The sequence below is a fragment of the Pseudomonas sp. GW821-FHT04D07 genome, assembly GCF_059420225.1.
Window position 1 is genome coordinate 1 of record NZ_JBWKTH010000033.1, and the last position, 21,374, is coordinate 21,374.

17 protein-coding genes and 2 pseudogenes are annotated in these 21,374 nt (G+C 61.2%); 9 read left to right on the plus strand and 10 right to left on the minus strand.

The window, feature by feature from the left end; genetic code table 11:
• Positions 1–125: 125 nt before the first annotated feature.
• The 5 genes from topA to AC07T0_RS27235 form a co-directional block, all read right to left on the minus strand.
• Positions 126–2,741, minus strand: a complete 2,616-nt coding sequence (gene topA, locus AC07T0_RS27215; protein WP_495004089.1) for a type I DNA topoisomerase — start codon at positions 2,739–2,741, stop codon at positions 126–128.
• A gap of 114 nt (positions 2,742–2,855) precedes the next feature.
• On the minus strand, positions 2,856–3,092 hold the full coding sequence (locus AC07T0_RS27220) for a DUF1653 domain-containing protein (RefSeq protein WP_040063192.1): 237 nt from the start codon (positions 3,090–3,092) through the stop codon (positions 2,856–2,858).
• An 84-nt stretch (positions 3,093–3,176) separates the two neighbouring features.
• Complete coding sequence (fadA, locus tag AC07T0_RS27225) at positions 3,177–4,352, minus strand: acetyl-CoA C-acyltransferase FadA (protein WP_495004090.1); 1,176 nt, start codon at positions 4,350–4,352, stop codon at positions 3,177–3,179.
• Positions 4,353–4,381: 29 nt separating this feature from the next.
• Positions 4,382–6,529 carry a fatty acid oxidation complex subunit alpha FadB gene (gene fadB, locus AC07T0_RS27230; protein ID WP_495004091.1) on the minus strand — a complete coding sequence of 716 codons (2,148 nt, stop codon included), beginning with the start codon at positions 6,527–6,529 and terminating at the stop codon, positions 4,382–4,384.
• A 347-nt stretch (positions 6,530–6,876) separates the two neighbouring features.
• A complete protein-coding gene (locus AC07T0_RS27235) occupies positions 6,877–7,314 on the minus strand; it encodes a hypothetical protein (protein ID WP_495004092.1) in 438 nt (145 codons plus the stop codon).
• Positions 7,315–7,419: 105 nt separating this feature from the next.
• Here AC07T0_RS27235 and AC07T0_RS27240 point away from each other — a divergent pair, with 105 nt between their 5' ends.
• A complete protein-coding gene (locus AC07T0_RS27240) occupies positions 7,420–7,863 on the plus strand; it encodes a universal stress protein (RefSeq protein WP_495004093.1) in 444 nt (147 codons plus the stop codon).
• A gap of 182 nt (positions 7,864–8,045) precedes the next feature.
• On the opposite strand, the gene AC07T0_RS27245 is transcribed toward AC07T0_RS27240, so the two are convergent.
• A complete protein-coding gene (locus tag AC07T0_RS27245; RefSeq protein ID WP_495004094.1) occupies positions 8,046–9,959 on the minus strand; it encodes an ATP-binding cassette domain-containing protein in 1,914 nt (637 codons plus the stop codon).
• Positions 9,960–10,173: 214 nt separating this feature from the next.
• Here AC07T0_RS27245 and AC07T0_RS27250 point away from each other — a divergent pair, with 214 nt between their 5' ends.
• Positions 10,174–12,102 carry a transglycosylase SLT domain-containing protein gene (locus AC07T0_RS27250; protein WP_495004095.1) on the plus strand — a complete coding sequence of 643 codons (1,929 nt, stop codon included), beginning with the start codon at positions 10,174–10,176 and terminating at the stop codon, positions 12,100–12,102.
• A gap of 128 nt (positions 12,103–12,230) precedes the next feature.
• Here AC07T0_RS27250 and AC07T0_RS27255 read toward each other — a convergent pair whose 3' ends face one another.
• Together AC07T0_RS27255 and AC07T0_RS27260 are read right to left on the minus strand one after the other, a co-directional pair.
• On the minus strand, positions 12,231–13,037 hold the full coding sequence (locus AC07T0_RS27255) for an MOSC domain-containing protein (RefSeq protein WP_495004096.1): 807 nt from the start codon (positions 13,035–13,037) through the stop codon (positions 12,231–12,233).
• A 178-nt stretch (positions 13,038–13,215) separates the two neighbouring features.
• Entirely contained in the window at positions 13,216–14,145 is a 930-nt protein-coding gene (locus AC07T0_RS27260) for a chemotaxis protein CheV (RefSeq protein ID WP_248800536.1), read from the minus strand.
• Between the two features lie 575 nt (positions 14,146–14,720).
• Here AC07T0_RS27260 and AC07T0_RS27265 point away from each other — a divergent pair.
• The 7 genes and pseudogenes from AC07T0_RS27265 to AC07T0_RS27295 all read left to right on the plus strand — a co-directional run bounded on the left by AC07T0_RS27265 (position 14,721) and on the right by AC07T0_RS27295 (position 20,174).
• On the plus strand, positions 14,721–15,182 hold the full coding sequence (locus AC07T0_RS27265; RefSeq protein ID WP_495004097.1) for a hypothetical protein: 462 nt from the start codon (positions 14,721–14,723) through the stop codon (positions 15,180–15,182).
• Between the two features lie 468 nt (positions 15,183–15,650).
• Entirely contained in the window at positions 15,651–16,541 is an 891-nt protein-coding gene (locus AC07T0_RS27270) for a sensor histidine kinase (RefSeq protein ID WP_495004139.1), read from the plus strand.
• Positions 16,538–17,200 (plus strand): response regulator, encoded by a 663-nt coding sequence (locus AC07T0_RS27275; protein ID WP_495004098.1) that lies wholly within the window; start codon positions 16,538–16,540, stop codon positions 17,198–17,200. Before AC07T0_RS27270 ends, AC07T0_RS27275 begins: the two co-directional genes overlap by 4 nt.
• 149 nt (positions 17,201–17,349) lie before the next feature.
• A pseudogene (locus AC07T0_RS27280) lies at positions 17,350–17,864 on the plus strand (sugar transferase); the annotation flags it as partial.
• A complete protein-coding gene (locus AC07T0_RS27285) occupies positions 17,865–19,322 on the plus strand; it encodes a mannose-1-phosphate guanylyltransferase/mannose-6-phosphate isomerase (protein ID WP_495004099.1) in 1,458 nt (485 codons plus the stop codon).
• A gap of 7 nt (positions 19,323–19,329) precedes the next feature.
• Positions 19,330–19,689, plus strand: a pseudogene (locus AC07T0_RS27290) (rhamnosyltransferase); the annotation flags it as partial.
• A gap of 152 nt (positions 19,690–19,841) precedes the next feature.
• Positions 19,842–20,174, plus strand: coding sequence for a hypothetical protein (locus AC07T0_RS27295; RefSeq protein WP_495004100.1), 333 nt, complete (start codon positions 19,842–19,844; stop codon positions 20,172–20,174).
• An 84-nt stretch (positions 20,175–20,258) separates the two neighbouring features.
• Here AC07T0_RS27295 and recR read toward each other — a convergent pair whose 3' ends face one another.
• The gene (gene recR, locus AC07T0_RS27300; protein WP_495004101.1) at positions 20,259–20,861 is read right to left on the minus strand and encodes a recombination mediator RecR; all 603 of its coding nucleotides are present in this window, start codon (positions 20,859–20,861) and stop codon (positions 20,259–20,261) included.
• A 173-nt stretch (positions 20,862–21,034) separates the two neighbouring features.
• Complete coding sequence (locus AC07T0_RS27305) at positions 21,035–21,361, minus strand: YbaB/EbfC family nucleoid-associated protein (protein ID WP_100939147.1); 327 nt, start codon at positions 21,359–21,361, stop codon at positions 21,035–21,037.
• Positions 21,362–21,374 lie beyond the last annotated feature (13 nt).

A 21,374-nucleotide genomic window follows, 5' to 3' on the forward strand; every position in this document is an offset into this window, starting at 1 on the left:
CCCCCCCCCCCCCCCCCCCCCCCCCCCCCCCCCCCCCCCCCCCCCCCCCCCCCCCCCCGCTCCCACACAAGCACCGCTCCCACACTCCTGGTGTTCACAGCCGATCAGTGCATCAGGCGCCTGGCTTACGAGCGCTTGTCTTCGACCGTCCACTTGCTGCCGCTGTGGAACGCCTTCCAGCCAGTCGGCTTGCCGTCCACTTCGGTCTGCACGTACTGCTCCTTGGTCTTGCGGCTGTAGCGGATGACCGCCGGACGTCCGTCCGGGTCCTTCTGCGGAGCGTCACACAGGAAGTGGTACTTGGGATCGATCTCGTCCTTGTGGGGCAGGATCTCGATCACCAGCGGCGCACGGGTTTCACGGTTCTTCGGGAACTGGCTGGCGGCCAGGAACAGGCCGGAAGCGCCGTCACGCAGGATATAGGTGTCGTTGACCTTCTCGCACTTGAGCTCCGGCATCTTCACCGGATCCATCTTCGGCGGCGCCGCGTCACCGCTCTTGAGCAGCTTGCGGGTGTTCTTGCAGGTCGCATTGGTGCAACCGAAAAACTTGCCGAAACGACCGGTCTTGAGCTGCATCTCGCTGCCGCACTTGTCACATTCCAGGCTCGGACCTTCATAGCCCTTGATGCGGTAGCTGCCTTCTTCGATCTCGTAGCCGTCGCAATCCGGATTGTTACCACAGATATGCAGCTTGCGCTTCTCGTCCAGCAGGTAGGCGTCCATCGCCGTGCTGCAGATCGGGCAGCGATGCTTGCCGCGCAGTACCAGGGACTCCGATTCACCCTCGTCGTCGGCGGCGATTTCATCGCCCGGCACTAGGTTGACGGTGGCCTTGCAACGTTCCTTGGGCGGCAGACTGTAGCCCGAGCAGCCGAGGAACACGCCAGTGGAGGCGGTACGAATCTGCATCGGCCGGCCGCAGGTCAGGCACGGAATATTGGTCATCACCGGCTGGTTGGCGCGCATGCCACTGTCAGGGCTTTCCGCCACTTCGAGCTTTGTCTTGAAGTCGCCGTAGAACTCGTCGAGCACGTTTTTCCAGTCGCGCTCACCCTGGGCCACGTCGTCGAGATGCTCCTCCATGCTGGCGGTAAAACCGTAGTCCATCAGGTCGGAGAAGCTTTCCGACAGGCGCTCGGTGACGATGTCGCCCATTTTCTCGGAGTAGAAGCGGCGGTTGTGCAGCGCCACATAACCACGGTCCTGGATGGTGGAAATGATCGCCGCATAGGTCGAAGGACGACCGATACCGCGTTTTTCCATTTCCTTGACCAGACTGGCTTCGGAGTAACGTGCCGGCGGCTTGGTGAAGTGCTGGGTCGGGTCGAGCTGGATCAGCTTCATCACCTCGCCCTGGGCCATGTCCGGCAGGACGTCGTCGTCGCCCGGCTTGCTCATTTGCGGCAGAACCCGGGTGTAGCCGTCGAACTTGAGGATACGGCCTTTGGCACGCAGCTCGAAGTCACCGGCGGCGACGCTGACGGTGGTCGACAGGTATTGCGCCGGCAGCATCTGGCAGGCCACGAATTGGCGCCAGATCAGCTCGTAGAGACGCTCGGCATCACGTTCCATGCCCGACAGCTTGCTCGGGTCGGTATTCACATCCGAAGGACGGATGGCTTCGTGAGCTTCCTGCGCGCCGGCCTTGCTGCTGTAGACGTTAGCGTTTTCCGGCAGGTATTTCGCGCCGAACTCGCCTTCGATATAGGTCCGCGCCATCGCCACGGCATCGGCCGAGAGGTTGGTGGAGTCGGTACGCATATAGGTGATGTAGCCCGCTTCGTACAAGCGTTGAGCCATCATCATGGTTTTCTTCACCCCGAAGCCCAGGCGGTTGCTCGCGGCCTGCTGCAGGGTGGAGGTAATGAACGGGGCCGACGGCTTGCTGCTGGTCGGTTTGTCCTCGCGCTTGGCGATGGTGTAGGCCGACGCCTTGAGCTTCTCCAGGGCCGCCATGGCCTGGGCCTCATTGAGCGGCTTGAACGCCTCGCCTTTCTCGCGGGCCACTTCGAAGCGCACCTTGGCGCCCTTGGCGGTGCCGAGATCGGCGTGGACTTCCCAGTACTCTTCAGGGTTGAAGGCACGGATCTCGCGCTCACGCTCGACCACCAGCTTCACCGCCACCGACTGTACGCGACCGGCGGACAGGCCACGGGCGATCTTCGACCAGAGCAACGGCGAGACCATGTAACCCACCACACGGTCGAGGAAACGGCGGGCCTGCTGGGCATTGACGCGGTCGATGTCCAGCTCGCCAGGTGCCGAGAAGGCTTCCTGGATGGCTTTTTTGGTGATCTCGTTGAACACCACGCGCTTGTAGCGGCTGTCATCGCCACCGATGGCTTCGCGCAGGTGCCAGGCAATGGCTTCCCCCTCGCGGTCCAAGTCGGTTGCGAGATAGATGGTGTCGGCATCCTTGGCCAGGCGGCGCAGCTCCTCGATCACCTTCTCCTTGCCGGGAAGGATCTCGTAGCGGGCTTTCCAGCCGTGGTCCGGGTCGACACCCATGCGCGAGACCAGCTGCTTGCGCGCCTTTTCCTTCGCCGTCAGCACGGGGGCTTCGCCAACCGCCGCCTTGCCGCGCTTGGCAGCAGGCTCTTTGTTGGCACTCGCCGAACCGCTGGTGGGCAGGTCTCGGATATGGCCGATACTCGACTTCACCACGTACTGGGTACCCAAGTACTTGTTGATGGTCTTGGCCTTAGCCGGGGATTCCACAATGACCAGCGATTTGCCCATGGATCAGAAAATTCCTGAATGCTAGAAGTGAGAGGCGGACTGCGCCTGACGCGGCACCGCTATATATAGTGGCTACAAGGTGAGGTCAAGCGCAGGGTTCTGCGCGCCCTCCCCTCAAGGCCTTGAAAAAAGGCTCGGTTCAGCCTGCACCAAAGCAAAGCGCGGGACCTGTTCGCCGTCAACCTCGACCGACTCCAGGAACATGCTCAAAGGACGTACCCAAAAGCCGTAATCGCCATACAGGGCTTGGTAGAACACCAATTCCTCGTTGGTCTCGGAATGCCGCGCAACGTTGAAAACACGGTACTGCGGCCCCTTGTAATGCTGATAGAGCCCAGGTTCCAATTTCATGTATCGGCTCCTTACAAATAAAAATAAAAAAATCGGAAAAACAAAAGCCGGGGCACAAGGCCCCGGCTTCCCTCGACGAGACGCTTAGACGCGTTCGAAGACGGTGCTGATGCCCTGGCCGAGGCCAATGCACATGGTGGCCACCCCGAGGGTACCGCCATTCTGCTTCATCACATTGAGCAAAGTGCCGGAAATCCGCGCACCGGAACAACCGAAAGGGTGGCCCAAGGCAATCGCGCCGCCGTGCAGGTTAACCTTCTCGTTCATCTTGTCGAGCACTTTCAGATCCTTGAGCACCGGCAGGGCCTGTGCGGCGAAGGCTTCGTTGAGCTCGAAGAAGTCGATGTCGGAGATCGCCAGGCCCGCACGCTTGAGGGCTTTCTGGGTCGCCGGTACCGGACCGTAGCCCATGATCGCCGGGTCGACACCCGCCACGGCCATGGAACGGATCACCGCCAATGGCTGGATCCCCAGGTCCTGGGCACGTTGGGCCGACATCACGATCATGCACGAAGCGCCGTCGGTGATCTGCGAGGAAGTCCCCGCCGTCACGGTACCACCCTTGGGGTTGAACGCCGGCTTCAAGGCCGCCAGGCTTTCCAGCGTGGTTTCCGGACGAATGGTTTCGTCGTAGTCGAAGACCTTGAGGAAGCCGTTCTCGTCATATCCCTGCATCGGGATGATCTCGTCCTTGAACTTGCCTTCCACGGTGGCCTTGTAAGCCAACTGGTGGGAACGCACGCCAAAGGCGTCCTGCTGCTCGCGGGTGATGCCGTGCATCTTGCCGAGCATTTCCGCGGTCAGGCCCATCATGCCCGAGGCTTTCGCCGCGTACAGCGACATGTGCGGGTTCGGATCGACACCGTGCATCATGCCGACGTGGCCCATATGTTCGACACCGCCGACGACGAAGACGTCACCGTTGCCGGTCATGATCGCCTGCGCGGCGGTGTGCAGCGCGCTCATCGACGAGCCACACAGGCGGCTGACGGTCTGGCCGGCGGCGGTGTGCGGGATCTGGGTCATCAGCGAGGCCATGCGGGCGATGTTCCAGCCCTGCTCCAGGGTCTGGTTCACGCAGCCCCAGATCACGTCCTCGACTTCGTTCGGGTCGACCTTGACGTTGCGCTCAAGCAGTTTGCTGATCAGGTGCGCCGACATGTCCTCGGCGCGGGTATTGCGGTGCATGCCGCCCTTGGAGCGGCCCATCGGAGTACGACCGAAGTCGACAATCACGACGTCTCTAGGATTCAAGCTCATATCGTTCACTCTCGCTCTAGTGTGGGCGCTTAACCGAAGAACCGCTGGCCAGTCTTGGCCATTTCACGCAGCTTCGCGGTCGGGTGGTACAGCGCGCCCAGGTCGGCGTACTGATCGGCCAGGGCAACGAATTCGGCGACACCGATGGAATCGATGTAGCGCAACGCACCGCCACGGAAGGGAGGGAAGCCAATACCGTAGACCAGACCCATGTCGGCTTCGGCGGCGGTTTCGACAATCCCGTCTTCCAGGCAGCGCACGGTTTCCAGGCACAGCGGGACCATCAGCCAGTTGATGATGTCCTCGTCGGTCACTTCACGCTGCTCGTAGATGATCGGCTTGAGCACTTCCAGCACCGACGAATCGGCGACTTTCTTCTGCTTGCCGCGCTTGTCGGTCTCGTAGGCGTAGAAGCCCTTGCCATTCTTCTGGCCCAGGCGCTTGGCTTCGTAGAGGGCATCCACCGCCGAACGACGGTCGTCCTTCATGCGATCCGGGAAACCTTCGGCCATCACGTCACGGCCATGGTGGCCAGTGTCGATGCCGACCACGTCCATCAGGTAGGCCGGGCCCATCGGCCAGCCGAACTTCTCCATGATCTTGTCGATACGGACGAAGTCGACACCAGCGCTGACCAGCTTGGCGAAGCCGCCGAAGTACGGGAACAGGATACGGTTGACCAGGAAGCCCGGGCAGTCGTTGACCACGATCGGGTTCTTGCCCATTTTCTTGGCGTAGGCCACGGTGGTGGCGACCGCTTGTTCGCTGGACTTCTCGCCACGGATCACTTCCACCAGCGGCATCATGTGCACCGGGTTGAAGAAGTGCATGCCGACGAAGTTTTCCGGACGCTTGAGGGCCTTGGCCAGCAGGCTGATGGAAATGGTCGAGGTGTTGGAGGCCAGGATGGCATCTTCCTTGACCTGGGCTTCCACTTCCGCCAGTACCGCCTGCTTGACCTTAGGGTTCTCGACGACCGCCTCGACCACCAGGTCGACATGACCGAAGTCACCGTAGGACAGGGTCGGACGAATGCCGTTGAGCACTTCCGCCATCTTCGCCGCGGTCATGCGGCCTTTATCAACGCGCCCGACCAGCAACTTCGCGGCTTCCGCCAGACCCTGCTCGATGCCGTGTTCGTTGATGTCCTTCATCAGGATCGGCGTACCTTTGGAGGCCGACTGATAAGCGATACCACCCCCCATGATACCGGCGCCCAATACGGCGGCCTGTTTCACGTCCTTGGCGATTTCGTCGTAGGCCTTGGCCTTTTTCTTCAGTTCCTGGTCATTCAGGAACAAGCCGATCAGGCTTTGTGCAGCCGAGGTCTTGGCCAGTTTGACGAAGCCGGCGGCTTCGATTTCCAGGGCCTTGTCGCGACCGAAGTTGGCGGCTTTCTGGATGGTCTTGATGGCTTCGACCGGAGCCGGGTAGTTCGGACCGGCTTGACCGGCAACAAAACCCTTGGCGGTTTCGAAGGCCATCATCTGCTCGATGGCGTTGAGCTTGAGCTTGTCCAGCTTCGGCTGGCGCTTGGCCTTGTGATCGAGCTCGCCGGAGATAGCGCGCTTGAGCAGTTCCAGAGCCGCTTCCTGGAGTTTTTCCGGAGCGACCACGGCATCGACGGCGCCGACTTTCAGGGCGTCTTCGGCGCGGTTCTCTTTACCCGCGGCAATCCACTCGATGGCATTGTCCGCACCGATCAGGCGCGGCAGACGGACGGTGCCGCCGAAGCCCGGGTAGATACCCAACTTGACTTCCGGCAGACCGATCTTGGCGCTGCTGGACATGACGCGGAAATCCGCGGCCAGGCACATTTCCAGACCGCCGCCCAGGGCGATGCCATTGATCGCGGCGACAGTCGGCACGGCCAGGTCTTCGAAATCGCTGAAAATCTTGTTGGCTTCGAGGTTGGCGGCCACCAACTCGGCATCCGGCAACTTGAAGTTGTCGACAAATTCGGTGATGTCGGCGCCAACGATAAAGACGTCCTTGCCGCTGCTGACGATAACGCCCTTGACGGACGCATCAGCCTTGAGGGTGTCCACGGCCTGGCGCAATTCGCTCAGGGTTAGACGGTTGAACTTGTTGACGGACTCACCCTTGAGGTCGAACTTCAGTTCGACGATGCCACTTTCAAGAGCCTTAACCGTGATGGCTTTACCTTCGTAAATCATCAACTGATCTCCACGATATGGAAGCTGAACAGTACACGTCGGACGCGAGCGGATGGTACGACACTGACGTTACCGTCGATGCTACGCCAAGCCGCCAGGCACACCCGCCAACGCGATAGTCGGGATTCTGTTTGGAGCCGTCTGATCAGACAAACGCTCAATTCATACGCCCGTTTGATTTGGGTGTGGACACCTTCACGGAATTCGCAGCAATTGTCAATTGCCGAAAACGTTACTGAAAAAGCGACTTCCCGGTCATATTCCGGGCGTTAAAGCGCCTGGGCGCCAAGGTTCATAGTTACCCATTCAGCGAATCAATAGTGTAGCGGCGGGCGGCCGATCCTGCGTCAGGCCAGGGCCTTGAGCACTGCCGCGATGGCCGGCAAGGCCTGGGCATCGCCGCGCTCGCCCCAATACACGGCGATCATCTGCTTGTCCGCCTCGATCTTGTAGGCGTTGTCCGGCAATGTCCGCAGATGCATCAGCAGCTTGTCGTCGGTCAAGGTTTCCCGCCATTGGTTGGCCCAGACTCCGGGGGCGGTTTGCCAGTAGCACCAACAAGGGCTGTCGGCACGCAGACGTGGCCGGTGGTATTGCGCACAGGGGCTTGGTGGCTCATGAGGCAGCCAGTGCGGCCACTCCTGGGGCGCCAGCTGCATGCCCAGGCCAATGCGCCGCGCCTCCATGCGCACAGCCATCATCCCGCTCTGGCGGCGCGAAGGACGCAACCAGGCCAAAGGGCTCAAGACCAGCGCCAGGATTGACACCACTATCCATACCGTCATATCTCTAACTCTCTCGATTCTTGATGAGCGATTGGCCCGCCAATGAGCCAATCCGCTTGAAACCAGCCATACTTAACGCTATCGCGATCCTCAGGAGTGCCTTTCATGAGCTACGAACACATTCTGGTAGCTGTCGACCTGACAGAAGAATGCGACCCGGTCATCAAACGCGCACGCGAACTGTCGGTCAGCAGCGAAGCCAGGCTATCACTGGTGCATATCGTCGAACCCATGGCCATGGCCTTCGGTGGCGACGTGCCCATGGACCTTTCGCAGTTGCAACAACAGCAATTCGACCAGGCCAAGGAGCGCCTTGATCGCCTGATCGTCAAGTACCCGGAACTCTCGAAAGACAACTGCCACCTGACCTACGGCCAGCCGCGCCAGGAAATCCACCACCTGGCCAAGGAGCAGCATTGCGACCTGATCGTGGTCGGCAGCCATGGTCGCCACGGCCTGGCGCTGCTGCTGGGCTCCACCGCCAATGACGTCCTCCACGGCGCGCCCTGCGATGTACTGGCGGTGCACCTGGTCAAACGCCCGAACTGATCCTGGAACACGCACCTGTAGGAGCTGGCTTGCCAGCGATAGCGGCGGTGAATCCAACATCGTCATCGCTGGCAAGCCAGCTCCTACAGGTATTCGTGCACGCCATAAAATATCGCCGACACCAATGAAAAGCCCGGCACCCACACAAGTTGGGGCCGGGCTTTTCGTTACTCAGCGATCGCTCAGGCGTCCAGCTCGGCCCAACGCTCCACCATCACATCCAGCTCGGCCTGGAGTTTTTCCAGCCCGGCGATGACTGCGGCTGTCTCTGCCGCAGGGCGCTGATAGAACCCCGCCTCGGCCATTTCCGCCTCGACAGCGGCAATCTGCTGTTCCTTGGCCTCGATCTCGCCCGGCAACGCTTCCAACTCGCGCTGCAACTTGTAGCTGAGCTTTTTCTTCGCCACAGGCTGCTCGACAGCTGCCGCCGGTGCCGGCGCCGCCACTACCGCGGAGTTGAGCTCGGCCTTGCCGGATTTGTTCTCGGTCACACCGAGCAAACGCGGCGAACCGCCCTGGCGCAGCCAGTCCTGGTAACCACCGACGTACTCGCGCACCTTGCCCTCGCCTTCAAAGACCAGGGTGCTGGTGACCACGTTGTCGAGGAAGGCCCGGTCGTGGCTGACCATCAGTACGGTACCGCTGAACGTCAGCAACACTTCTTCCAGCAACTCGAGGGTTTCCACATCGAGGTCGTTGGTCGGTTCGTCGAGCACCAGCAGGTTGGACGGCTTGCTGAACAGCTTGGCCAGCAGCAGGCGCGCGCGCTCACCACCGGACAAGGCCTTGACCGGCGTACGGGCGCGCTGCGGGCTGAACAGGAAGTCGCCCAGGTAGCTCAGCACGTGACGGCTCTGGCCATCGATGTCGATAAAGTCGCGACCTTCGGCGACGTTGTCGATCACGGTCTTTTCCAGGTCCAACTGATGGCGCAACTGGTCGAAGTAGGCCACATCGATCCGCGTGCCCTCTTCCACCGTGCCGCTGGTCGGCTGCAAACCATTGAGCATCAGCTTGAGCAAGGTGGTCTTGCCGGTACCGTTGGCCCCAAGCAAGCCGATCCGATCGCCACGCTGCAGGACCATGGAGAAGTCCTTGATCAGGAACGGGCCACCCGGGTGCGCGAAGCTGACGTTTTCCAGCACCATCACCTGCTTGCCGGACTTGTCGGCGGTGTCGAGCAGGATATTCGCCTTACCGGTACGCTCGCGACGCTCGCTACGCTCCACGCGCAGGGCTTTCAACGCCCGTACACGGCCTTCGTTACGGGTACGGCGGGCCTTGATGCCCTGGCGGATCCAGACTTCTTCCTGGGCCAGGCGCTTGTCGAACAGCGCGTTGGCGGTTTCCTCGGCGGCCAGCGTGGCTTCCTTGTGCACCAGGAAGCTGGCGTAGTCGCCATTCCAGTCGATCAGGCCGCCGCGATCCAGTTCCAGGATGCGCGTTGCCAGGTTCTGCAGGAAGGAACGGTCGTGGGTGATGAACAACACCGCGCCCTGGAAATCCTTCAAGGCTTCTTCCAGCCAGGCGATTGCACCGATGTCCAGGTGGTTGGTCGGTTCGTCGAGCAGCAGCAGGTCCGGTTCGGAAACCAGTGCCTGGGCCAGCAGGACCCGCCGACGCCAACCGCCGGACAACTCGGCGAGGGTCTTGTCGGCCGGCAGTTGCAGGCGGCTCAGGGTGCTGTCGACCAGGGTCTGCAAACGCCAGCCATCGCGGGCTTCGAGGTCGTGCTGGACGTGCATGAGCTTGTCCAGGTCGGCATCGGTGACGATGTTCTGGCTCAGGTGATGGTACTCGGCGAGCAACGCGCCGACACCGTCCAGGCCTTCGGCAACCACATCGAACACGGTGCGGTCGTCGGCCAGCGGCAACTCTTGCGGCAACTCGCCGATCTTGAGTCCGGGGGCACGCCAGACGGAGCCGTCATCGGGCTTCTGTATGCCCTTGACCAGCTTCAACATGCTGGACTTGCCTGTGCCGTTGCGGCCGATGATGCACACCCGCTCACCACGGGCGATCTGCCACGACACCTTGTCCAACAACGGCATGGCGCCGAAGGCAAGGGACACATCGCTGAATTTGAGCAGGGTCATGAGCTTCTCCAAAAACCGGGCGCGCATTCTACCTGACTTGGGCCAGGAGGCGGCCGGCATTTTTATCGACACCTCGGTTCAAGATGACAATTAGTATCAAGTTGCGTACAGCGGCCGCTAAAACGTTCTCCCAGAGTGGGCAAACAGCTAAGCTAGTAGTAATCAGCCGCGGAATTTTCCACGGTTTGTCAGGTTTTATTTTTTCGGAACTCCCATGCGCAGCCGTCTGTTCAATTTTTTATCGTGCCTGCTTCTTTCTACCTGCGCTGTCCATGCTGCCCAGGCGGTAGAGCTCTCCCAGCAACGCCAGTTTTACGATGAAGCCAAGCGTGCGCTTGCCAAAGGTGACTCGGGGCCCTATTTCCGTTATCAGGACGCCCTGCGGGACTATCCGCTGGAGCCCTACCTGGCCTACGACGAGTTGACCGCGCGTCTGAAAACCGCGAGCAACGCCGAGATCGAGCAATTCCTCGCCGAACATGGCGACCTGCCCCAGGCCAACTGGATGAAGTTGCGCTGGTTGCGCTGGCTGGCCGAGCGCGGCGACTGGCAGCCCTTCGTCAAGTACTACGACCCCAAGCTGAACTTCACCGAACTGGACTGCCTCAACGGCCAGTACCAGCTCAGCCACAACCTGCGTGCCGAGGGTTATGCCACGGCGGAAAAACTCTGGCTGACCGGCAAGACCCAACCGAGTGCCTGCGACGCCCTGTTCGGCAGCTGGGCCGCCGACGGCCAACTGACCGAACAGAAACGCTGGCAGCGCCTGAAACTGGCGGCCGATGCACGCAACTATGGCCTGGCCAGCAGCCTGGTCAGCGGCTTGACCACCCTCGCCGTACCCGGCCGACTGCTGATCGAGGTTGCCCAGAAACCTGACCTGCTGAGCCAGCCCTCCCGCTTCCTTCCGGCGGACGAGGCCATGTCCGACGTGGTCGGCCTCGGCCTGCGCCGCCTGGCCCGCCAGGACCCGGACAGGGCCATGCCGCTGCTTGACAGCTATGCCGCGAGCATGCACTTCTCCCGTGACGAAAAGGTTGCGATCGCCCGCGAAATCGGCCTGACCCTGGCCCGCCGCTACGACGGCCGCGCACTGGACATCATGACCCAGTACGATCCGGAACTGCGGGACAACACCGTGACCGAATGGCGCCTGCGCCTGTTGCTGCGCCTGGCCCGCTGGGAGGATGCCTACCAACTGACACGCCGGCTGCCACAGGATCTGGCGACCACCAATCGCTGGCGCTACTGGCAGGCCCGCAGCCTGGAGCTGGCAGAGCCGCAGAACCCGCAAGCCATGGTCCTGCTGAAGAACGTCGCCCGCGAGCGTGACTTCTACGGTTTCCTGGCAGCCGACCGCTCCCAGTCACCCTACCAACTGGCCAACCGCCCGCTGGTGCTCAGCCCGCAAATAATGAACAAGGTCCGTAACACCCCCGGCATACGCCGTGCGTTGGAGTTACATGAGCGTGGCCAGATCGTCGACGGGCGCCGCGAGTGGTACCACGCCAGCCGCCTGTTCAGCCGTGATGAAATGGTCGCCCAGGCGCGGCTGGCCTATGACCTGCAATGGTATTTCCCAGCCATTCGCACCATCAGCCAGGCGCAATACTGGGACGACCTGGATATCCGCTTCCCCATGGCCCACCGCGACACCCTGGTGCGCGAAGCCAAGGTACGCGGGCTGCATTCGAGCTGGGTATTCGCCATCACCCGCCAGGAAAGCGCGTTCATGGATGATGCCCGCTCAGGCGTAGGCGCCAGCGGCCTGATGCAACTGATGCCGGGGACGGCCAAGGAAACCGCACGCAAGTTCAGCATTCCGTTGGCCTCGCCGCAGCAAGTCCTGGACCCGGACAAGAACATAGAGCTGGGCGCGGCCTACCTGAGCCAGGTGCATGGGCAGTTCAATGGCAACCGCGTGCTCGCGACGGCCGCCTACAACGCCGGCCCCAGCCGTGTCAGGCAGTGGCTCAAGGGCGCCAACCACCTGGGCTTCGACGTCTGGGTGGAAAGTATTCCGTTCGACGAAACCCGCCAGTATGTGCAGAACGTATTGTCGTACTCGGTGATCTACGGCCAGAAGCTCAATGTGCCGCAACCACTGGTGGATTGGCACGAGCGCTATTTCGACGACCAATGATTGGCTTTGTGTGGGGCCGGCTTGCCGGCGATGGCGTCCGCGAGATCAATGCAAGACTCCAGGGCCTCATCGCCGACAAGCCGGCTCCCACAGTGACCGAGTGATAAGGTCAAGACTGTGAAGCCCCGCTATTCGAGCACCGTTACCGCCATCCCGACCTCCAGCAGCCCCAGGCCATCATTGACCAGGTTCTGCCCGAACATCACATCGCCATCCTGCTCGCGGTAGGTCTTGAGGGTCGTCAACGGCTCACGGTCGGCACTGCGCTCACCGGTCTGCGGATCGAGGGTGGTCAGGACGCAGCGGGAACAGGGTTTCACTACCCGAAACTCGACATCGCCGATACGAATACGCTTCCAGCTGTCTTCGGCAAAGGCATCGCCGCCCTCGATCACCAGGTTTGGTCGAAAGCGCAGCATTTCCAGCTCACGCCCGACCTTCTGCGACAAGTCATCCAGGGAAGCCTGGCCGATCAGCAGCAGGGGGAAGCCATCGGCAAACGCCACGCGATCCTCTTCCTTGCCGTAGCCAGCCTCGGTGAGGCGAGCTCGCTCCAGCGGCACATGTACCAGGCGCGTCGGCTTGCCGATAAATTCGCCGAGCCAGGCCGCCGCCTCGTCACCGGCATCCGGCACGCGCAAGGTGTCGCTCCAGATGGTCACACCACGCAGGATATCGTCCTTCCCGGGCAAGGCCACGTCCAGCGCCGAATAGCCAGGAGCACTCAGGGTCAGGCCACCGGCGAGATTCCACAGCGCCGACAACTGGCTCATCTTGCCCACCGCGCGCTGGGTCAGAAAGCGCCCGCTGGCCTCGTCCACCAACATCCAGCGCCGATCACCGGCCAGGCCCAGTTCATCCACTGGGCTCTGGCGCAAGGCCTCGCCCCGGGCGGACTTCAACGGATATCGATACAGCGCGCTCAGACGCAACATGCCCAGCTCCTGGAGAATCAAAACAGTGATTCTACAGCAGGGTGGGCACGACGGTATTTTGTGCTGGAACGCGGTTTTGTGGGAACCGGCTTGCCGGCGATGGCGCCCGCAAGGTCAAGCAAGGCTCACGGGCCTCAGCGCGGCGATGCAGCGTCCAACAAGCCAGCTTGTGCGGGGATCAGGTGATATCCAGCATCAAGCGCTGGCGCACCACGTCCACCAGTTTGTCCGGCTGGAACTTGGAGAGGAAGTTGTCGCAACCGACCTTCTTCACCATGGCATCGTTGAAACTGCCGGACAACGAGGTGTGCAGGACCACATACAACCCGCGCAAGCGAGGGTCGTTGCGAATTTCGGTGGTCAGGCGATAACCGTCCATTTCCGGCATTTCCGCATCGGTGAAGACCATCAGCAATTTATCGGTCATGACCGCGCCGCCATCCGCCCAGCCCTTGAGCATGTTCAAGGCCTTCAAGCCGTCGCTGGCGATATGCATTTTCACCCCCAGTTGCCCGAGGGTATCGCGCAGCTGGGACAGGGCCACATTGGAGTCGTCGACCAGCAACACCTCGCGACCACGGGCCTGCTCCATGATCGGATCGTCGAGTTTTTCGCGGGACACCTTGGCGTTGTACGGCACAATCTCGGCCAGGACCTTCTCCACGTCGATGATTTCCACCAACTGATCGTCCACCTTGCTGATGGCGGTCAGGTAATGCTGGCGACCGGCGCTGGTCGGCGGCGGCAGGATGGCTTCCCAGTTCATGTTGACGATGCGGTCCACGCCACCGACCAGGAACGCCTGCACCGAACGGTTGTACTCAGTGACGATAATGGTGCTGTCAGGCCCCGGCACCAGTGGGCGCATGCCGATCGCCTGGGACAGGTCGATCACCGGCAACGTCTGACCGCGCAGGTTGACCACCCCGCAGACGAACGGATGGCGCTGGGGCATCAAGGTCAACTTGGGCAGTTGCAGCACTTCCTGGACCTTGAACACGTTGATCGCAAACAGTTGGCGCCCCGCCAGGCGAAACATGAGAATTTCCAGCCGGTTCTCACCCACCAGTTGCGTACGTTGATCTACTGTGTCGAGAATGCCGGCCATTAATGACTCCTGGGCTTGCTGCTGAAAGTGACATTGAATAGGTTATCGGCGGAAAACATCGGACCTTGACCCTCCGACCAAATGCCTGCCAAAAGCATTGATGTCACATTAGCATCATGCTTTACTCAGTTCACCCCCTCGCCGTCGCCAGGCAACGCCAAGCGCGACCACGGATTTCAGCTATAGTTCCCCATAGTAGGGGAATCCCCTAGTGACAATCAGGCCCAACCTGATATTCGCGATATCCAATAGCCATTAATGTGACGCCATTCTCATTGCATGAATGGAGTCAGGCTTTTGCCTTTGATCGCAGGACCACGGCCAGCCAGCCAGGTGAAAACCTTCACCGACCATGCTCAAGCCCTCTGGACCGCCACTTTCGGTGATTTTCTGCGAGCCTGCCCGCAAGGCCTTTTGGCGCCCGCAAGCCTGCATTTGAGAACGAAATGCAATAACGGCAATTCGAAACAATCAGAAACAGACTACAGACACACACGGCCTGTCGGCATTAACTTCAAAACCGTTCGCCCCGCGCGACCTTCTATCGCCTGCCTATGCAATCAAGGAGATAAAGCATGCTGAACGGTAAAGAGTGGCAAGCCAACCTACCGGAATTCCTGGTGGAGGCCCAGGCCCTGCAAACGAAGATGCAGGAGTGCTGCCAACACCTGGAACTGATCCGCAACGACAAGGATGCCATTGATTGCCTCCTCGTCTCGCTGCACACCCTGGCCAATTGCGCGCAAGGCCTGGGCGTGCGCTGCATGGCCCGGTTCTCGCGACAGATCCACGCCCTCCTGAGCCAGCCCCAGGACCCGCTCAACCTGCATGAAGACGCCTTGCTGGCCTTGCGCAACTGCCTGACGCTGCTGGCCTGGCAGGTCGAACTGATCGACCCGCAGACCGGCCAACTGGGCCTGGACGACGACGAAGAGTCCGAATTGATCACCGCTCTCGCGATCCAGACCGGCCAATACGGATCAGCCACCGGAGCGAAGGCCTTCACCCTGATCACCTTCCCTGAACGGTCCGCTTGAACCGCTCGCCAACCTCGCACCTTCGATCCGCCCTCTTCATAGCCAAAAACGACAATAACAACTCACCTCGAACTTTCCGGTTCCAGGCTGTGGTTTTTTAATGCGAAAAGAATAACTAGTGTCTACGCGACCAAAGTACCGGAACAGCGTTCTGACTTCAGTTAGAGTAGGCAGGCTTAACAGCGCTTTATGGAACAAACGTACGAAAAAAGTTGACCGCTCGGACATATATCAGCCGAGAGCGACCAGCCCCAGATGGCGTGCTACTATGCCTGCGATTCGCATATGTACTTGTACGGCTTAGTAATTTTACCAATAGATATCAAAATGACATCATTGCGCAAAGTTTCTCACCCTGACACTGTTTCACCTCGAACGCACCCATTAAACCGTACCTGTTTTTCAAACTTGGCCTGTCGGTTGTCCTGACGGTCTACCCGTAGCGAACATTCATTGGCTCCATACGCTATGTACGCCAGCCTCAAGTCATTCAAGCCTTGGCTCCCCTCTCGCAAAAATGCCCGCCGGCTGACCGCCGTGCTGTGCATCGGCTCGGCCATTGCCAGCCTGTTCATCTACAGCACCGGCGCCGCCTTCCCTTCGGGGTTGCTGATCCTCAACCTGGCCGCACTGGCCAGCGTCTGGCTCCAGCACCGTAACTCCAGCACCTCCATCCAGTTCCAGCCGCAGGAGCTGGCCGATCGTCTGCTCCAGGTGCAGGAGAACGAACGGCATCGCCTCAGCCGCGAACTGCATGACGACATCGGCCAGTTGCTCACGGCGGCCAAACTCCAGGCCCAGTGGTTGCAACGGCGCCTGCCCGACGACCTGCAAAGCCACTTCAAGACCCTGGACAACACCCTCGACGAAACCCTGGCCAAGGTCCGCAACGTCTCGGCCATTCTCAATCCCCGCCAGTTGACCAGCCTTGGCCTGGAAGCCAGCCTGCGCGCGCATTTGCTCAAAACCCTGGAAAACGCCAACGTGCTCTGGAGCCTGGAGTGCCACCAGCGGCTGACCGGCATCCCCGAAGAGATGGCGCTGACCGCGTTCCGCGTGACCCAGGAAGCCGTCACCAACATGCTGCGCCATGCCCAGGCGCGTAACCTGCTGGTACGTATCGAGCGCTTGCCCGAAGGTCTGTCCCTGCATATCGTCGACGACGGCCAGGGCTTTTCGCCGCTCGGCAATCCCGGCGCGGCCGGCCAACGCGGCATGGCCGGCATGGCTGAGCGCATCGAACAGGCGGGCGGAACATTGACAGTCACCAGCGGACCCGGCAAAGGTACGCAGATCGAAGCACTGCTGCCCTGGGCGCCGCGCGCCCTGGAACGCGCCAGCAAGAATAAGGCTCCATGACCTGCACCCTACTTCTGGTGGATGACCACTCACTGATCCGGGCCGGTGTCCGCGCCCTGGTACTGGATATCCCGGGTTACACCGTGATCGGCGAAGCCAGCGATGGCGCGCAGTTGCTCGACGCCGTGGAACGGCTGAACCCGGACATCATCCTGCTCGACCTGTCCATGCGCGAAACCGGTGGCCTGGATGCGTTGCGCAAACTCAAGGCCGTGCGCCCCCAGAGCAAGGTGCTGATCCTGTCGATGCACACCGACCCGCAGTTGATCATGCAGGCCCTGGAAATCGGCGCCCACGGCTACCTGCTCAAGGACACCACGGCCACCGAACTGGCCCAGGCCCTCGATGCCCTGCGCAGCAACGAACGCTACCTGAGCCCGGCCATCGCCCACACGGTGATCAACCAGGCCCTGACCCAGGTCCAGCGCAACCTGCCGGCCGAACGGGCCGAGACCCATAACCTGACCGGACGTCAGTTGGAGATCCTGCGACTGATCGTGCGCGGCAAGTCGACCCGGGAAATCGCCAATGGCCTGGGGCTGAGCATCAAGACCGTGGAAACCCACCGCTCGCAGATCATGAAGCGCTTACAGATCTTCGACGTCGCCGGCCTGGTGCTGTTCGCGGTGCGCGAGCACATCATCAGCCTCGACGACTGAGCCGCGGCGAGCCCTTGGCCCGCTTGCCTGCGACGGCGGCCAGCACTTCTTCGTCGAGGGTTTACTTGTCATGCAGAATCAATCACGCCTTGCGCTCGCTCATGGGACCTATTTCTCTTAAAAATGGCCTTGAAGGAGGTTGACCCCCCCTGGCGATCAAAATCAACTCGCCGGGCCCGGTGCCGTTCCGCCAGAAGCGTTACGGCTATAACAACCGCCTGATCGAAGTCTTCAAATTCCGCTCGATGCACCAGCGCCAGAGCGATGCCACCGCCGCAACACAAACCACCCGTGGTGATCCCCGGATCACCCGGGTCGGACGTTTTATCCGCAAGACCAGCCTCGACGAACGGCCACAACTGTTCAATGTCTTCATCGGTAGCATGTCGATGGTCGGCCCGTGCCCCACACCACGGCCACCAAAGCGGCGGGTATCCTGTTCGAAGAGGTCGTCAAGGAATACACCTCGCGCCACCGGGTCAAGCCAGGAATCACCGGGCTGGCACAGATCAACAGCTACCGAGGTGAAACCGATACCCTGGAAAAAATCGAGAAACGTGTCGAGTTCGACCTGGAGTACATCGAAAACTGGTCGATCTGGTTCGACCTCTACATCCTGTTCCGCACTGTTCCGGCAGTGCTCATGACCCGCGAGGCCTTCTGAATGAGAATCCTCATTCCCTGCATCATCGCCGGTGGCGCCGGCACCCGTCTGTGGCCGGTCTCACGCGAGGCCATGCCGAAACCCTTCATGCGCCTGCCCGATGGCGAAAGCCTGCTGCAGAAGACCTTCAGCCGGGCCACCGGGTTGGCCGATGTCCAGCGGGTGCTGACGGTGACCAATCGCGAGGTGTTCTTTCGTACCCTCGATGACTACCGCCCGCTGAACAAGCGCGAAGCAGCGCTGGACTTCATCCTCGAACCCTTTGGCCGCAACACCGCCCCGGCCATCGCCGTGGCGGCCCTGCATGTAGCCAGGCTCTACGGCGACGACGCACAGCTGCTGGTGCTGCCGGCCGATCACCTGATCAAGGACCTGGACGCCTTCGCCAAGGCGGTCGACAGCGCCCGACTCCTGGCCGACCGGGGCTGGCTGGTGACCTTCGGCCTGGTGCCGACCCAGCCCGAGACCGGCTTCGGTTATATCGAAAAAGGCCAAGCCCTGGGCAGCGACGGTTTCCAGGTCGCGCGCTTTGTCGAGAAACCCGATGCGAAGACCGCACAGCAATACCTCGACGGTGGCCAGCACCTGTGGAACGCCGGCATGTTCTGCCTGCGGGCCGACGCCGTGCTGAGCGAACTGCGCGAACACGCCCCGGACGTCCTCGACGCCATGACCGAGTGCCTGGCCCACAGCCACAGCCGCGAAGGCAGCCAGGAGCTGCAACTGGAACTGGATGGCAAGAGCCTGGCCCGGGTGCCGGACATTTCCATCGACTACGCGCTGATGGAGCGCTCGCGCAAAGTCGCGGTGGTGCCCTGCCAACTCGGTTGGAGCGATATCGGCTCGTGGCAGGCGGTGCGTGAACTGACACCTGCCGATGCCCAGGGCAACCAGTGCAACGGCGAGACCGTGCTGCACGACGTTAGCAACTGCTACATTGATTCGCCAAAGCGCCTGGTTGGCGGGGTCGGTCTCAACGACCTGATCATCATCGACACCCCGGACGCCCTGCTGATCGCCGACGGCAAGCGCAGCCAGGATGTCAGGTTGATCGCCCAGGAACTCAAGCGCCAGGGCCACGATGCCTATCGCCTGCACCGCACCGTAAGCCGTCCGTGGGGCACCTACACCGTGCTCGAGGAAGGCAAGCACTTCAAGATCAAGCGCATCGTGGTCCAGCCCAACGCCTCGCTGTCGCTGCAGATGCACCACCACCGCAGCGAACACTGGATCGTGGTCAGCGGTATGGCGCAGGTCACCAACGGCGACAATGAATTCATGCTCGACACCAATGAGTCGACCTTTATCAAACCGGGAAAACCACACCGGCTGGCCAACCCCGGGGTGATCGATCTGGTGATGATCGAAGTTCAGAGCGGCGAGTACCTCAGCGAAGACGATATCGTCCGGTTCAACGACATTTATGGGCGGGCTCCCGCCGAAACCAGCAAGACCTGAAACACCTGTCGCGGCGAAAATGCTCCAGGCCGGCTGGAAGGTCGCCTACGAAGGTAGTGCGCGCTGCCGCCATTCCCATAACGACAGCCTCGCTGAAGAGTTCCGATGTTACTTCGATATCGGCGTCTTCCACGCCCGCGAACCGTGGATTCGCCAGCAGTTCGGCGGAGCCGGCGGCGAGGGCCCGCGCTACGTTGTTTCGGAACTGAAGTTCCTCGGCCCCGGCCGTTCCTGGCCTGGCTCGCTGTGGCGCAACGCGGTGAAACTGCTCGCCTACAAACTGAGCCAGCAAGAGCGGCATCTGCCCAGGCGGCTGAAAAAGAACCTGGGCATGTACAAACGCTACTGGGACAGCCCGGATGCCTGATTGGGCAGAGCCTTCAAACGCCGAGGACTTTTCCGATAACCATCAGAGAACAGCCTCAATTGACCCGGAGGCGAAATAAGGCGAACTTCTTCAAGCTCTTTTTATCGAGCGAATAACACTCTGGACCTGAACCATCGAGGAAGCATATTCACATGGAAGTCGAGCTACAGCACTGCGCGGCACCGCACTTGAGCGCTTCGGCCCACGAGCCGGGCCATCACGACGCCAAACCGCAATTCCCGCCCCGCCATGACAAGGCCAAGACGACCCGTACCCCTGGAGGCGATGCTATGGAACCCCGAATCACAGAGCTGGAAACCCGCTTCGAATACATCCACCGCGACCTGAACGAGGTACGCAACGATGTCAAATCCATCAAGAGCCGACTGACCTACATGGCCGGTGCCGCCGCGGTGATCGGCGCGCCCCTGGCCTGGATAGCCAACAATCGCATGGATCAGATCCTGCTGTTGCTGACCTCCTGACACCTCCCCGTTCCCCCTGTCGCGTCGCTGGGACGCGACAGGGCACCAGGAGGCCTCACGCATTGTGGACAACGCCTGGCTGGCTTACAACGAAATCGGCTTACGTCCGGCAAACGAATGCGCCAGGGTTCCACCGTCCACCAATTCCAGCTCTCCACCCAGCGGCACGCCATGGGCGATACGCGAGGTGATCAGGCCCTTGTTGCTCAGCAACTGGGCAATGTAATGAGCCGTGGCTTCGCCTTCGACGGTCGGGTTGGTGGCGAGGATGATCTCGGTAAAACTGCCCTGAGCTTCAATTCGCGCCAGTAGTTGCGGAATACCGATGGCTTCCGGGCCGAGGCCATCGAGCGGCGACAGGTGCCCCTTGAGCACAAAATAGCGGCCACGGTAGCCCGTCTGCTCCACCGCATAGACATCCATCGGCCCTTCGACCACGCACAACAGACTGTCATCACGCCGAGGGTCGGCGCACTGCGGGCAAAGATCGTCTTCGGTGAGGGTACGGCACTGGCGACAATGCCCAACCCCTTCCATGGCCTGGCCGAGGGCCAGGGCCAGACGCGAACCGCCACTGCGATCACGCTCGAGCAGTTGCAGGGCCATGCGCTGGGCGGTTTTCTGGCCGACGCCCGGGAGTACCCGCAGGGCATCGATCAGTTGGCGAATCAGGGGGCTGAAGCTCATGGCAAAGGGTCCGACAGAACACGAGACGCGGTTTATACCCGCGCCTCCAACCAACGTCCAGGGGGAACGCTGGAACACTGAAACTGGCAGGTACCGACCTACCGCGATGACCACGATGAATTGTCATCCCATCGCAATGCAGGCCGGCCCCACAGGATAAAACGCAAAAAGCCTTAGAATGGCATCTTGAAACCTGGCGGCAGTTGCATGCCGGCGGTCATGCCGGACATCTTGTCCTGGCTGTTGCTTTCGATCTTGCGCGTAGCGTCGTTGAACGCCGCGGCGATCAGGTCTTCCAGCACCTCCAGGTCTTCGTCCTTCAGGCTCGGGTCGATGCTGACGCGCTTGACGTCGTGACGACCGGTCATCACCACGGACACCAGGCCGGCGCCGGATTGGCCGGTCACTTCGGCGTTGGCCAGCTCTTCCTGCATCTTGGCCATTTTTTCCTGCATCTGCTGTGCCTGCTTCATCAGGCCGGCCATGCCACCTTTCATCATGGGAATCACCTCA